Here is a 15355-nt window from a genome sequence, read left to right as displayed (position 1 = left end):
CAGCGTTCATCCTGAGCCAGGATCAAACTCTCCAATAAAGTTAGTTTGTCTAGCATCTAAAATAAAAATTGACGTTTCACGTTGTTTGTTTCGTTCAGTTTTCAAAGAACTTGTCCGTCGCTTCAGAAGCGACTTCATCATATTAACATCTTCATTTTTCGATGTCAACTAAGTTTTAAAATTTCTTTTTTGTCGTTTTCTGCGTTTCCGCATCAGCGACGTTTATTAATATACCATCACACTTTTTAAATAACAAGTGTTTTTTTATAAAAATATAAAAAAATTATCTACCCTACTTTCTTCTATAGAAATAACTATTATCCTCTCTACTAAAAATAGTTATTCTGATTGTATACTACTACACTTCATTCAACAAAATTGAATTTCACAATACCTTCCCAAATTTTCATTCTCTTCTATATTAAGGTTTATAATAATTATCCTTCTATAAAATAACTATACAAATTAGCCGTAAGAAAAAATCCCATCTACATTAAACAGTCACTCACGCGCATTATCCCCTTCCTTCTCATTCGAAAATTCCCCCCTACAAATTAACAACATTCCAATCCTAATATAAACTTAAGGGTATTGTTAGAATTTTTTTACATTTAATTAATGAAAAATATCCATTTTTTGTTATATAGTAAGAAAGGACGCACTCAACTATAAATAAACCAATGGAGGAATTATTTTATGGATAGGTTAACAAAGTTTTCATTAAAAAACCGAGCTGCCATTATCATCATGATCTTTCTCATTTCCATACTCGGTGTTTATTCCGGCTCTAAATTACCTATGGAATTTTTACCAAGTATCGACAATCCGGCAATTACCGTCACAACCTTATCTCAAGGACTCGACGCTGAAACGATGACAAAGGATGTAACTGACCCTCTCGAAAAACAATTTCGCAATTTAGAACACGTCGACACCATTACTTCTTCTACATACGAGGGATTATCACGTATTGACATTGCGTATACATCAAAAGCAAACATGAAAGATGCAGCACGCGAAGTCGAAAAAGCCGTCAATACAATTAAATTACCTAAAGATGTAACCAAGCCCGTAGTTAGTCAATTAAACACTTCTATGATTCCACTCGCTCAAATTACTATCCAGAAACAAAACGGTTTTTCAAAAGCAGATGAAAAACAAATTGAAAAAGAAATCGTACCACAACTCGAAAACATTGATGGTGTTGCCAACGTTATGTTTTTCGGAAAATCCACCTCTGAATTATCTATCGTACTTGATCCGAACCAATTAAAAAATAAAAACGTAACATCACAGCAGGTACTAACTGTTTTACAAGGAAAAGAAACTTCTACTCCAGCTGGGGCAATTACTGTTAATCAGGAAGAATACAACCTCCGCGTCATTGGGGACATAAAAAATGTAAATGCCATTAAAAACATCACTGTGGCACCCCAGGTGAAATTGGAAGACATTGCTCAAATTGAAATTAAACAACACTACGATACAATCTCACATATAAACGGAGAAGAAGGCACAGGATTAATCATCATGAAAGAACCGAGTAAAAATGCAGTTGCCATTGGAAAAGAGATTGATAAAAAAGTTAAAGAGATAGATAAGGAATATAAAGATCAATTTTCTATTAAACTTTTGGCTTCAACCCATGAACAAGTTGAAAATGCTGTTACTAACATGGGAAAAGAAGTAATACTTGGAGCAATCGCTGCAACTCTAATTATCTTAATCTTTTTACGTAACTTCCGAACAACACTCATCGCTGTTGTCAGTATTCCATTATCTATTTTATTAACACTCTTTTTACTACATCAATCTAACATTACGCTTAACATTTTAACACTCGGTGGTTTAGCTGTTGCAGTTGGACGTCTCGTCGATGATAGTATCGTTGTCATCGAGAATATTTTCCGCCGTTTACAAAAAGATTCTTTCTCTAAAGATATCATTCTCGATGCAACGAAAGAAGTCGCAGTCGCAATTACTTCTTCTACTTTAACAACGGTTGCTGTTTTTTTACCTATCGGCCTCGTATCAGGAGCAATCGGAAAATTAATGTTACCTATGGTATTAGCAGTTGTATATTCTATTCTATCATCCTTAATCGTTGCACTAACAGTTGTTCCACTTATGGCTTTTTTACTACTCAAAAAAACAAAGCATCGAAAGCCAAGTTCTTCATCACGATATGTCGCTACGTTAAAGTGGGCTCTTTCTCATAAATTCATTATTCTACTTACTGCATTTTTATTATTTGTAGGATCAATTGCAGCCTATATATTACTACCGAAAGCAAACATAAAATCTGAAGACGACACAATGTTATCTATTAACATGACATTTCCAGCAGATTATAATGCTGAATCTCAAAAACAAAAAGCATTTGATTTTGAAAAGAAATTACTTTCTAATTCAGATATAACAGACGTTATTTTACGAATGGGATCTAGCGCAGAAGATGCACAATGGGGGCAAACAACTAAAAATAACCTCGCTAGTATATTCGTAGTCTTTAAAAAAGGTTCTGATATTGATCAATATATTAAAGAGTTAAAAAAGGAAAATAAAACTTTTGAGCCTGCTGAACTTGATTATATAAAAACAAGTTATTCAAGCTCTGGCGGCGGCAATAACTTACAATTTAACGTAACAGCTACTAACGAAGCGAATTTAAAAGAGGCGGCTACTATCGTTGAAACAAAACTAAAAAGCATGGATGATCTTTCTAAAGTAAAAACAAATTTAGAAGACTCTAAGAAAGAATGGCAAATTCATATTGATCAAACAAAGGCTGAACAACTAGGTTTAACACCAGAAATAGCTGCGCAACAAGTAGCATTCCTTATGAAGAAATCACCTATTGGCGAAATTACAATTAATAACGAAAAAACTACTATTATGATAGAACACAAAAAAGAAAACATTAATAAACAAGAAGATATTTTAAATACAAACATACTATCACCTATTAATGGCCCAATACCTTTAAAAGACATCGCAACTATTTCAGAAAAACAAACGCAAACAGAAATTTTCCATAAAGATGGAAAAGAAACAATCCAAATTACCGCCGAAGCTTCAAATGAAGATTTGAGCAAAGTAAACACAGCAGTAAATAAAGCGATGACTGACTTAGATTTACCTAGCGGTGCAAAAGTAAATATCGCAGGAGCTACTGAATCTATGCAAGAGAATTTTACGGATTTATTCAAAATTATGGGGATTGCAATCGGTATTGTATATTTAATTATGGTTATCACCTTCGGGCAAGCACGTGCTCCTTTTGCAATCCTATTCTCCTTGCCGCTAGCTGCTGTCGGTGGTATTTTAGGATTAATCATTTCACGAACACCTGTTGATGTAAATTCCTTAATTGGCGCATTAATGTTAATCGGTATTGTTGTTACAAACGCTATTGTATTAATAGAAAGAGTCCAACAAAATCGGGAACACGGAATGGAAACAAGAGAAGCCTTACTTGAAGCAGGTTCTACTAGACTACGCCCAATTATTATGACAGCTATTACAACAATCGTTGCTATGCTCCCACTCCTATTTGGCCAATCCCAAGCAGGAAGTATGGTATCAAAAAGTTTAGCCGTCGTTGTCATTGGTGGTTTGGCAGTCTCAACTGTTCTTACATTAGTAGTAGTTCCAGTTATGTATGAACTGTTAGATAAAATTGGGAGAAAAAGACGCTCCCGTAGGAAAATCAGCACTTCTACAGAAACACCTGATATTTAAAAACAAAAGGCGTTATCTTCAAAAATGAAGATAACGCCTTTTCTCTACTTAATCATATAATGCATCATTTTTTCCACATATCGCTCTATAGGTTTACTAGAATCCACAATCCAAATTACATCTGTTCTTCTTTATAATTAATTACAAATTCAACAATCATTACATCCATTCCTTCTATATTAAAATACAAAAGAACCCCCTACTTATAAATAGAGAGTTCTCCTTTGTAACTTATGCCGCTTTTACCTTCTTCGTCGTTTTACTTTTTCTTTTCGTTCCTGTAAAACGCTTGTGTAATATAGACGCTACCAAGCGTGAAATAACATTGAATAATAATACCATAATAATTAATACAGCTGCAGATTTTGTCGCAATCAACTTCGCATCTGGAATAACTCCTTCAGAATTTAATTTCCAAATGTGAACCGCTAATGTTTCAGCTGGTCTAAACGGATTTAAAGGATGCGCAGGACTTGAGAAATCCGCTGCTGAATTTAAAATCGGCGATGTTAAACCCGCTGTGTAAATTAATGCTGCCGCTTCTCCAAATATACGACCCGCCGCTAAAATAATACCTGTAATAATTTGCGGTAATGACGATGGGATAATAATACGAGCAATCGTTTGCCACTTCGTTGCACCTAATCCAAGACTTGCCTCTTTTACATTATGAGGAACTTCTGAAATCGCATTTTCACAAACACGTGTTAAACCTGGTAAATTTAAAATAGTTAAAGCAAGAGCACCACCCATTACTGTGTATCCCCAGCCTGTCATTGTAACGAACACTAACAAACCGAATAAACCAACAACAATCGAAGGTAAAGACGCCATTGTCTCAATACATAAACGAACAAAATTTAAAAAACGTCCTTGTTTTGCGTACTCCGCTAAATATATTCCAGCACCTAAACCAAGAGGAATAGATATAACAAGCGTTATAACAAGCATGTAGAAGGAATTGAATAACTGTGGACCAATCCCACCACCAGCTCTTGTATTACTTGGTTCTCCAAACAAGAAATTAGGATCCCAAAATCCCCATCCCTTTTGCAGAATTTCAAACACTAAGAATACTAGTAAAGCTACAACAAAAGCTGCAACTGCATAAAAGATACCTGTCCAAACTTTATTTACCGTTCTTGCATTCATTATTATCGCTCACCTCTTTGCCCAATCGCTCGAATTACTAAAATAAACAGGAATGAAATAACAAGTAAAATCATCGCTAAAGTCCATAGCGCATTGTTCCAAGCAGTTCCGTTTAATGTATTTGTCATGTCCATTGTCAAAATACCAGTTAACGTTGCTGTCGGACTGTATATTCCTTCTGGTAATTTAATTGTGTTCCCGATTACCATTTGAACCGCTAATGCTTCACCAAAAGCACGCGCTAAACCTAAAACAATACCTGTTAAAATCCCTTTTTTCGCAGCAGGAACAATCACTCGGCTAACCGCTTGCCATTTCGTTGACCCTAAACCATAAGAAGCTTCTAAATAATCAAATGGAACAGAGCGTATTGCATCAGAAGCGATACTAGCAATAGTAGGTAAAATCATAATACTTAATACAACAATACCTGCAATTAAACTAAAGCCCACTCCTCCAAACGAATCACGTAATAGCGGCACTAAAATCGTAACCCCTAATAACCCGTATACAACCGAAGGAATACCAACTAATAATTCTAAAACAGGCTTCAATACTTTATTTCCAAACTTCGGCGAAATTAAATTCATGAATATAGCAAGAGCTATAGCAATTGGCGCACTAATAATAACCGCACCTAACGAAACCACTGTTGAACCTACAATGAAAATCAAAGCCCCGAAGGTTCCTTCGTCAGCATTTGGATTCCATTTTGTGGATGTTAACATCTCAGTAAATGAAATACCGCTTTGTGTAAAAGATTGAATACCTTTACCACAAATAAACGCGATAATAGCTAATGTAATTAAAACAATAAAAATACCACAAAACGTAACAAGCGATCTTCCTATATATTCACTTTTTACGTAATTAATTTGTTTTTTCCCCTTCATCACAGGTCAGACCCCACTTCATAGATTGAAATGAACAGGACTGGCCTTGCAGCCAGCCCCATAAACTTTATTACTTATTTAATTTAGACATTGGGATGTAACCCATATCTTCTACTTGCTTTTCAAAGTCTTTACCTTTTACATAATCAATGTAAGCTTTTGTTGCTTCTTTCGCTTCACCTTTTGTTACCATGTACTCGTAAGACCAGAATGGATATTTACCAGACGAAATGTTTTCAACTTTTGGTTCAGCACCATCAATTTTCACTGTTTGTAGTGCACCTTTTTTGTCGCCAACCATGTAAGACATCGCTAAATAACTTACTGAACCTGGAGTAGAGTTAATCGCTTGCTCTACTGCACCGTTAGAATCTTGTGTCGTACCAGTTCCATCATTAATCTTTGCTTCTTTCATAACTGTCTTTTCAAATGTAGCACGTGTACCAGATGAAGCCGGACGGTTAATTACGTTGATTTTTTCATCTTTCCCGCCTACCTCTTTCCAGTTTGTTACTTTTCCAGTGAAGATATCTTGTACTTGTTGCACTGTTAAGTTATCAACTTTTACATCTTTATTTACGACAAGTGCGAATGCAATACCCGCAACCTTGTTATCTACTAATTCTTTCGCTTTTTCAGCATCTTTTATTTTATCTCCTGATGGAACATCTGAATTACCAATTTGTACTGCACCCGATGCTACTTGGTTAATCCCAGTTCCACTACCGCCACCTTGTACTTGAATAGAAACTTTTGAATTTTTCTCCATGAATTTCTTTCCAGCTTCCTCCGCAAGAGGTAGAAGAGCTGTAGAACCAGCTGCTGCAATCGTACCTGATAACTCTTGTTTTGTATTATCGCTTCCTTTAGCAGTTTCTTTACTAGCTGTATCTTCTGCTTTCCCACATCCAACTAACGCTCCTGCCACCACTAAAGCTGCTAAAGAAAATTTAATACCTTTTTTCATAACCATGTCTTGTACCCCCATTTGGATTATCGCTTTTCGAATTCATTTTCTTTCGAACACAAATTCATTGTAGGACAACAATATTATGTGAGTGTTAAGCAATTTTTAATTTTAAGTAAATGACGATAATACTCTTTAAAAGCTAGGAATCCCAACATTTATAGTTAAAGAATCCAACAAAAACCACACTAACTATGCTGTAATGTAAATTTATTCTTAACAATGTAAATTCAATGTAAATGTTTTTCTATCTTTTCCCTTTCTAGTTAAAGTTAGATTTACAATTCCGCGCATTTTGTAACTTTTACACGCCTAATTTGTGAACATTAAAAAGAATTTCAGTAATATTTTTTAGTACAACTAAATAAATTGGAACAATTCTAAAATTAAATGAATATTTTTAAAGTACTAATTGACAACATAATCCAACGTGGTCTACTATATTACTAACAAAAAGTTTACCTTAGGAAACTTTTTAAACTTAAACTAACAATATAGAGATGAGGTAACTTTTATGGTATCGGCTAATACAAAACCACTTTCCGAATTTAGAACAGGAGAGTTTGTACAAATTGAGAAGATACAATTAGAAGGAACTATGAAACGACGTTTATTAGATTTGGGATTTATCCCTGGGGCAACGATTAAAGTATTGCAACGCAGTCCACTTGGAGATCCAGTTGCTTATCAAGTAAGCAACACAACTATTGCACTGCGCAAAGAAGAAAGTTCCCTTATTTTCGGGGTATTAATAGGAGATGATTTCAGATGAGCAAACATCGTATCGCTTTAGCTGGTAACCCGAATACCGGGAAAAGTACATTATTTAATACTTTAACAGGCTTAAAACAACATACTGGCAACTGGACGGGAAAAACTGTTTTAAAAGCTGAAGGGGAATATGAACATAACGGAAGTAAATATACATTAATAGATTTACCTGGAACTTACTCACTATATTCAAACTCTGCGGATGAAGAAGTAGCAAGGGATTATATTATATTTGAAAAACCAGAAGTAACTGTAGTCGTTGTAGATGCAACTGCAATGGAAAGAAATTTAAATTTAGCACTTCAAGTGATTGAAATGACGAGTAACGTAGTCATTTGTATTAACTTAATTGATGAAGCTGAGAAAAAAGGCATCGTTATCGATGAAAAGAAATTAGCAAAATCACTTGGTGTGCCTGTCGTTAAAATTTCAGCACGTAACCGAGTAGGTATTGGTCATTTGCTGAATGTTATTGCAAAAGTAGCAAATAAAAAACTAATTCCAACACCAATTAAAATTACTTACAGCGAAAAAATCGAAAATATGATTCAGGAATTAGAACCACAAATTTATAAAGTGTTCGGTGATACGTATCCAGCACGTTGGATTGCGTTACGTATACTAGATGGAGATAAAAATTTCTTAACTACACTTCAAAAACACCATAATGAACCACTTGTAAGGGAGGTCGTAATTAATGGAATCTCACTCAGCCAGTAAAGCTCTTCCATTAGACTATATTATTCAACATGCACAAACACTTTCAAAAGAAGATATACGAGATGATATAGTCGGAGATATTTACCGAACATCTGCAAGCATATGTAAAGAATCCGTCCAATATACAAATACTGATAAATTATATCGTTCCGAAAAACTAGATAAAGTTTTCACATCTCCAATATGGGGATTCCCAATTATGCTTGGTATTTTATCTATTATTTTTTATCTTACAATTGCAGGCGCTAACGTACCATCTGATATGATTGCCGAATTCTTCGGATGGGCCGAAGGATATTTAACATCTTGGTTCCAAGCAGCACATGCACCTGAATGGTTACACGGCATTTTAATACTTGGTTTATTCCGTGGTATCGGTGCTGTTATTAGCGTTATGTTACCACCTATGGCAATCTTTTTCCCTATGTTCGCGCTATTAGAAAACTACGGATACTTACCACGTGTCGCGTTTAATATGGACCGCTTATTCAAACGATCCGGTGCACACGGGAAACAATCTTTAACAATGGCAATGGGATTTGGTTGTAATGCAGCAGCCATTATGTCAACACGTATCATTGAATCACCACGTGAACGTATGCTAGCAATCTTAACAAACAACTTCGTACCTTGTAACGGTCGCTGGCCTATGTTAATTTTAATGGCCTCATTATTTATGGCTGCTGGTTATACAGGTAGTATGCAAACACTTGTTACTGCCGGCGTTGTAGTTGGAATGGTTGTAATTGGTATTATTATGACATTAACCGTTTCTTGGGTACTATCAAAAACAGCTTTAAAAGGCGTTCCAACTCACTACACACTTGAGTTACCGCCGTACCGTAAGCCAAAGGTTTGGAATACAATTGTGCGTGCAACACTCGATAAATCAGTCTATGTTTTAAAACGAGCTGTTGTTGTAGCTGCCCCTGCGGCTGCATTAACTTGGTTACTAGCTAATATTTTCATCGGTGATACAAGTCTACTTATGTATTTTGTAAACTTCCTGGATCCATTCGCTAAAATGTTAGGACTTGATGGCTTTATTCTAGCTGCGTTCATTCTTGGACTACCAGCAAATGAAATTGTTATCCCAATTTTATTAATGTCTTACTTATCAACCGGGGCTTTAACTGAAATAGATGATTTTAATCAAATTAAAAATTTATTCTTAGAAAATGGTTGGACTTGGTTAACAGCGTTAAACACAATGTTGTTCTCACTTCTTCATTTCCCATGTGGAACAACACTGGTTAACATATATAAAGAAACAAAAAGTGCAAAATGGACATTCTTATCGTTTGCAATCCCTACCGTTATCGCTATTGTTGTGACATTCCTCTCTACACAATTGGTACATTGGTTAGGGCTTGTATAAAGCAAAGCATACATAGAAGGTATCCCCCTTCACATATGCTTTGTATAAAAGAAACCTGAAATCATTCAGGTTTCTTTTTTTGCACATCAGTATTCCAAGGTTGCGCTCCATACGTTGTGAGTTTCTTATGAATAAAGTATATGGCTCCTGGAAGAATCGCTATTAATATTGTGCAACTAATTCCTAATCCAGTAAACAACTTCCATCACCTTACTTCACTTTCTTTGGTAATGCTGAACCTGAATGTTCAATTGTTGGATCAACGTGAACATTAATTTCAGCATTACTAAAATAATTCTGACCTTGATCCCAATTCTTACTAATTTTCTTCCACTCTTTATAATTATGCCTCTTATATACCTCTCCTAATTCCAATACATCTACCTTATATTTTTTTTGAACAAGCTGTATAGACTTTTCAATACGCTTCTTCATTTCCTTTGAAATCTCTTTCTTTAAAAACTTTTCATTCATCACTTGTTTCGGTTCATTAAAATGTAACTCAGCTAATATGCCTTCTGTGGACAAATGAATATCAAACTTCGGTTTTGTAGCATTTTCAGTAGACACCTGAATCTTTCGGCGCAACTTATGAATTTCATATGTAATGAGCTGATTCTTTTTACGAACAGTAAAGAAACCTCCAATTTTTTTACCTATTACATAGTTCATTCCTAATGTTTGTTCTCCACTCAAAGTTCCAACGCACTTATTATCCTTTCCACGGATCAATGCCGCTCCTTCCATTTGTACTCCTTGTTTAGTTAATCCTAAGAGAGGTAATGCAAAACTTCGATCTGCGATCATTTTCCCTTGTACCTCACCAATTCTCGCCGCCTCAATCATTTGAGCGTTTTTCGGAGGATGTTCAGCTAACATATCAATGTACTGCGCCGGTAAGTTTTCAGGTTTGGCGCTCTGTTTTAAAATAGATTCTGCATTTTTCTTGGAAACGAACAAACGAATATTTCTTCTCATTTCATGATCACGAAAATATACATCTAACGTATTTTGCAAAACATACGGATTCGCTAGTAATTCATCCGAAAAAATAATGACTTGTATATGCGGAAAAAATAATGTTCGACTAATTTTTTTAGCAATTATTCTTATTTGCTCGAAGACGCTATCTGCTTTCGCACTTACGTTAATATAATTTTCACTATCTCCATCGCCCTGTCCACCTTGTTGTGCTAACTTACTGGGAAGTACCATCTGATACGTCCCTTTCATAATCGGATTTGATTTCTTTTTCTTCACAATATCGTAAGCTGCGCCTACTACAAATCCTCTTTCTTCTATTTCTTCTAGTTCAGAACACCCACTTATAAATCCAGCTAAAACCATAACCATTATAATTTTAAGAAGGTTTTTCATTTCTACCATTCCTTCTTTTCATTTTATATACAATAAAAACTAGCAAAGGAGCTAATACGACAAACCCCATATCTATCCACGCTAAATACGTTCCGTAACTTGATAACGTATCTAAATTACCAGGGAGCATATTCAGCATAAAAATCAGAGGCGCGCTTCCGAAAATAAAAATATGTTTCTTCACTTTCGGAAACATGGCACAAAACAATAAAGATGCGACGTCATAATACATTGCTGTAGTGTTATAAATAGTAATAATCCAAGTCGTAAAAAAAATTGCATCGAACCTTTCTAAAAAGCCTCCACCAATTTCAATTTCTTTCCCTAATTCAATTGTTGGATATGTCAATCCACGAGTTGTCATATACGTAAAAACACTAATACAAGTTACATAAATTAAAATATATGAGAGCACATTTACTATCACGGCTTTTGCAACTGCCATTGGTGCCTTTTTCGCTGTCTTATCATTCAACAACACAGCATAAAACAGAGCTACCTCAAATCCAATAAATGTGAATATAGAATTTTTAACCCCAACAGCGTACTGACTTACTTCCGTTTGAAAAGCTGGAAATAAATTGTTTATTTCCATTAAATTTATATTCAATAAAGAAAGAAGCACTATCGCAATTAAAACAATAGGTAAAAATAGAACATTTAACCTTAATAAGGCCGCTCTTGATCCTGCTATTCCGTAAATAACAACTAGTAAGAAGAAGAAAGACAGTAGTTGTATCGGTGTCTCACTAAATAAATACGTTTGAGAAATAATTGAAATCATTCGCGATTCATATGCTGTCAAAGCAGCAAACGTTAATACTAAAACCATACTAATCGTGTATGCTACCGGCTTTGTCAAATGTGCACTCGTATATTGAACAAAGTTTTGTTTTGGAAATAAAATAGCCACCCTCGTTACAAACCAGCCTAAAACTGCACATATCAATCCACCCAAAAGCAAAATAATCCAACCATCTGAAAATAAAGTTTGGTTAGCAATATCCCTTGGCATAGATAATGCTCCTATACCAATAATGGTCGATGATACCGCAAACCCAATTTCCCGAGATCCAATTTCTTCATCGCCATACTCAAATGGTTTCAATTATTTTCGCTCCTTTGGACGTACTGTAGAATCTTTCGTTTGTAAATATTCCGGTCTCTCTTTCAACATTGATTTTGGCATGCGAATAAACTCCTCTTTCCAATCTTTATAAAATGCAGGAGCAATTGGAGTTGTATACGGTACACCAACACTTGTTAAATTTGTAATATGAACAGCAAGCGCAATAAGAGCTAGAATGATTCCATACAACCCAAAAGCCGTTGCTGCTAATACAAAGACGAAAAGTAAAATCCGAAACGTAATTGTGATGCTATACACTGGAAGTGAAAATGTAGCAATAGCTGTAACCGCAATAATGATAACTAAAAATGGATTTACAATTCCTGCATTCACCGCTGCCTCTCCAATTACAAGACCACCTACAATCCCAATTGTTTGCCCCATCGGTTTCGGCAACCTAATTCCTGCTTCTCGTATTAGCTCCATCGTTAATGCCATCATTAACGTTTCAATATATGCAGGAAACGGAACCCCTTCTCTTGCTCCAGCAATTGAATAAGCCAATTTAGAAGGAATAAGTCCTTGATGATATGAGACGAGCGCTACATACATCGCTGGCATTAAAATCGCAATTATACCAGAACCCATCCGCAAAATTCTTAATAAAGTCCCAATTACCCAGCGCTCATAATGATCTTCCACAGATTGAAAAATATCAACAAATACTAATGGCGCAATAAGAGCAAACGGTGATCCATCCACTAAAATAGCCGCCTTACCTTTCATTAATGAGGCCACAATATTATCAGGCCTTTCTGTGTTCAAAAATTGTGGAAACGGTGACAAATTATTATCTTGAATTAACTGCTCAATCGTTCCCGTCTCAAAAACGACATCTGTCACTATTGATTGAAGACGCCGATCTAACTCTTTTACAATGTAAGGATTAATAACGTCTTCTACATATACTAAAGTTACTTCTTTTTGGGATCTCTTCCCTATAATATAAGATTGAAATCTCAGCTTTGGGTCACGTAAACTACGGCGAATTAACATTTTATTCACGTTAATATCTTCATTTAATCCGATCCTCGGTCCACGTATTAAATCTTCTGTCACTGGTGGTTCTAAACTTCTCTTCTCCCAAGCCCTACTATTAATAACGATAGCAGTTTGAATATTATCAATTAATATAACTGTATCTCCCGCTAAAATCGCATTCATAATGTCTGGAAACTTCGTCTTTACACCAACTTCTGCGATAGAAATAAAACGATCCAATAACGTTTGAACAACGGCTTCCTCACTTGGAATTTCTTCGTATTGCAGCGTACGAACGACATATTTATAAACATTATCCTTGTCTGTTAACCCACATAAAAACACAACCGCACAACGTGTAAAACTCCCAGCAAGAGCAACTTCTCTAATTGTTAAATCATTAGGTGAACCTAACTCATCCCTAATTTCTTTCATAACTTCAAATAAGTTACCTTCAAGCTCTAACAATTTCCCCACCTAACTTCCTTTTCAACAAGTTTTTAGTTAGATTCCGCTAATAGAAGAAAATATATACAAAAAAGAGCTATCTCTTTTCAAAGATAGCTCTAATAAACGAATTACTTTTCTACTATTATGCTGTTTTTCTTTATAGATACACTTTTTGTAAATCCACTAACTACAAACATCACAATCATATTAATTAACAATGCGACTATACCTACATTTAAATCTTTTATAGACTGCGGAAAACTCGGAAACATCGTAGCTATATTAGAGCCCGATAAAGTGATATATGCAACAACTAATAACCCCATTCCCATTCCTGCAATCGCTCCTTGCTTCGTAATAACCTGACGTGGAAACAAGCTACATACAAGTGCAGGGAAAAGTTGTGTAACAATACTGTACCCCATTAATAGAAGGGCTCCTATTGTTTCTCCTCCTTTAAATGTAAATAAAACTGCTACGAGCGTTACTACAGGTACAAATAACTTTGCAGCTTTAGCAACTTGTCTATCTGAAGCAGATGGAACCATCGTTCGATAAATATTTTTCGCTAACAGTGTAGAAGCCGCCATAACAAGCATAGAGCCTGGAACTAACGCCGTTAATACTCCCGCACTACCAATAATTCCAATAAACCAAGGATCAAAAGTTTGTAAAGCAAGACGGAATAACGAAAGATCCACATCCGCTCCCTTTAACCCAGGAACTTGCAATATAGCAGCAAACCCTGCAAAAAATACGAAAAGTAACACTAAAGAATACAATGGCATAATTGCTGCATTTTTACGAAATACTTTTTCATTTTTTGCAGAAAAAGCAGAAGCAAATGTATGAGGCCACATATAAAAACCTAGGGCCGTTAATATAATAGTAGAAACAAACCAAGAAATACTCATTCCTTCTTCAGGTAAAGATAAAAATCCCGGCTTCGCTGCTTCTACAGCCTCAAACATAGGCTGAAATCCTCCATAATAATGATACGGTAAATATATACCTAAAAACATAACGATAAACAGTATCATAATATCCTTCAAAGCAGCCGTCCAAGCCGAACCGTGTATACCTGAAACCATTACATATATAGTTATAACAATAGCACCAATCCATACTGCAACAACAGGTGACACCCTTCCGTAAGAAGCTTCTGAAACGATAATCCCTAGTCCCTTTAACTGTAAAACAAGATATGGGATGATGGAAACAACACCAACAACTGAAACAATAAGTCCAAGAGCTTTACTTCTATATTTCTTCGCAAAAAAATCCGACTGCGAAACAAGGTTATGCTCTTTCGCATACTTCCAAATTGGTGGTAATAAAAAATACGATAAAAGATAAGCTAAAGCACCATATCCCAAAATATAAAAGGTAGGTGCTCCTTTACTATACGCCCAGCCGCTTCCCCCTAAAAATGTAAACGTCGTATAAATCTCACCTGCCATCAGGAGAAAAACAAAAATAGTGCCAAATCCTCTTCCCCCAACTGACCATTGCTCTAAATTCATATCTTTTCCATGTTGTGCCCGAATCCCTAAAAATAGTGCGAGAAACAAAAATAAAATAATGATAAGTAATGCAGTCATTTTACATCCTCCTTATTAGCAGGATCAAACACGTACACAAGCCCCATACAAAGAGATGTAATAAACACTGATAATAATACCCAAAATAATAAAAATGGCATCCCTAATACGTAAGGAGTAACTGAATTCGCAAATATTGGCCCAACTACTAAACAAAGAACTGGGATAAGCGCTAGAATGTGTATTTTCTTCATC

General features: G+C 35.4%; 13 protein-coding genes. 4 read left to right on the top strand and 9 right to left on the bottom strand.

Annotation, left to right across the window (positions count from 1 at the left end; genetic code table 11):
- Window positions 1-6: 6 nt before the first annotated feature.
- Window positions 7-168 (bottom strand): hypothetical protein, encoded by a 162-nt coding sequence (locus ACTFRH_RS24035; protein WP_440049328.1) that lies wholly within the window; start codon window positions 166-168, stop codon window positions 7-9.
- A 528-nt stretch (window positions 169-696) separates the two neighbouring features.
- Here ACTFRH_RS24035 and ACTFRH_RS24030 point away from each other — a divergent pair.
- A complete protein-coding gene (locus ACTFRH_RS24030) occupies window positions 697-3741 on the top strand; it encodes an efflux RND transporter permease subunit (RefSeq protein WP_000375533.1) in 3045 nt (1014 codons plus the stop codon).
- A gap of 231 nt (window positions 3742-3972) precedes the next feature.
- Here the strand turns inward: ACTFRH_RS24030 and pstA are convergent, their stop codons facing one another.
- The 3 genes from pstA to ACTFRH_RS24015 all read right to left on the bottom strand — a co-directional run bounded on the left by pstA (window position 3973) and on the right by ACTFRH_RS24015 (window position 6759).
- On the bottom strand, window positions 3973-4893 hold the full coding sequence (gene pstA, locus ACTFRH_RS24025) for a phosphate ABC transporter permease PstA (RefSeq protein ID WP_000994135.1): 921 nt from the start codon (window positions 4891-4893) through the stop codon (window positions 3973-3975).
- Between the two features lie 2 nt (window positions 4894-4895).
- A complete protein-coding gene (gene pstC / locus ACTFRH_RS24020; RefSeq protein WP_000676674.1) occupies window positions 4896-5786 on the bottom strand; it encodes a phosphate ABC transporter permease subunit PstC in 891 nt (296 codons plus the stop codon).
- 70 nt (window positions 5787-5856) lie between these two features.
- On the bottom strand, window positions 5857-6759 hold the full coding sequence (locus tag ACTFRH_RS24015; RefSeq protein WP_000245105.1) for a phosphate ABC transporter substrate-binding protein PstS family protein: 903 nt from the start codon (window positions 6757-6759) through the stop codon (window positions 5857-5859).
- A gap of 508 nt (window positions 6760-7267) precedes the next feature.
- On the opposite strand from ACTFRH_RS24015, the gene ACTFRH_RS24010 reads away from it, so the two are divergent.
- Genes ACTFRH_RS24010 through ACTFRH_RS24000 form a run of 3 tightly spaced genes read left to right on the top strand, consistent with a single transcriptional unit; the run spans window position 7268 to window position 9622 of the window.
- Window positions 7268-7525, top strand: coding sequence for a FeoA family protein (locus ACTFRH_RS24010; RefSeq protein ID WP_000252992.1), 258 nt, complete (start codon window positions 7268-7270; stop codon window positions 7523-7525).
- Window positions 7522-8244, top strand: coding sequence for a FeoB small GTPase domain-containing protein (locus tag ACTFRH_RS24005; protein WP_000033859.1), 723 nt, complete (start codon window positions 7522-7524; stop codon window positions 8242-8244). Before ACTFRH_RS24010 ends, ACTFRH_RS24005 begins: the two co-directional genes overlap by 4 nt.
- Window positions 8222-9622, top strand: a complete 1401-nt coding sequence (locus ACTFRH_RS24000) for a nucleoside recognition domain-containing protein (RefSeq protein ID WP_000443617.1) — start codon at window positions 8222-8224, stop codon at window positions 9620-9622. The genes ACTFRH_RS24005 and ACTFRH_RS24000 overlap by 23 nt, the downstream gene beginning before the upstream one ends.
- A gap of 210 nt (window positions 9623-9832) precedes the next feature.
- Here the strand turns inward: ACTFRH_RS24000 and gerLC are convergent, their stop codons facing one another.
- The 5 genes from gerLC to ACTFRH_RS23975 all read right to left on the bottom strand — a co-directional run bounded on the left by gerLC (window position 9833) and on the right by ACTFRH_RS23975 (window position 15354).
- Complete coding sequence (gene gerLC / locus ACTFRH_RS23995; RefSeq protein WP_000793363.1) at window positions 9833-10999, bottom strand: spore germination protein GerLC; 1167 nt, start codon at window positions 10997-10999, stop codon at window positions 9833-9835.
- A complete protein-coding gene (gene gerLB, locus ACTFRH_RS23990) occupies window positions 10983-12107 on the bottom strand; it encodes a spore germination protein GerLB (RefSeq protein WP_000801999.1) in 1125 nt (374 codons plus the stop codon). The genes gerLC and gerLB overlap by 17 nt, the downstream gene beginning before the upstream one ends.
- Complete coding sequence (gene gerLA, locus ACTFRH_RS23985; protein WP_003300032.1) at window positions 12108-13586, bottom strand: spore germination protein GerLA; 1479 nt, start codon at window positions 13584-13586, stop codon at window positions 12108-12110.
- Between the two features lie 101 nt (window positions 13587-13687).
- On the bottom strand, window positions 13688-15160 hold the full coding sequence (locus ACTFRH_RS23980; protein WP_000125940.1) for a sodium:solute symporter family protein: 1473 nt from the start codon (window positions 15158-15160) through the stop codon (window positions 13688-13690).
- Window positions 15157-15354, bottom strand: coding sequence for a DUF3311 domain-containing protein (locus ACTFRH_RS23975; RefSeq protein WP_000719836.1), 198 nt, complete (start codon window positions 15352-15354; stop codon window positions 15157-15159). Before ACTFRH_RS23975 ends, ACTFRH_RS23980 begins: the two co-directional genes overlap by 4 nt.
- Between the last annotated feature and the right edge of the window lies 1 nt (window position 15355).

Origin of the sequence: Bacillus cereus group sp. MYBK216-1 (assembly GCF_051916495.1) — a bacterium.
GTDB classification, from domain to species: domain Bacteria; phylum Bacillota; class Bacilli; order Bacillales; family Bacillaceae_G; genus Bacillus_A; species Bacillus_A thuringiensis_K.
This window is presented reverse-complemented; position numbering and strand designations above follow the sequence as displayed.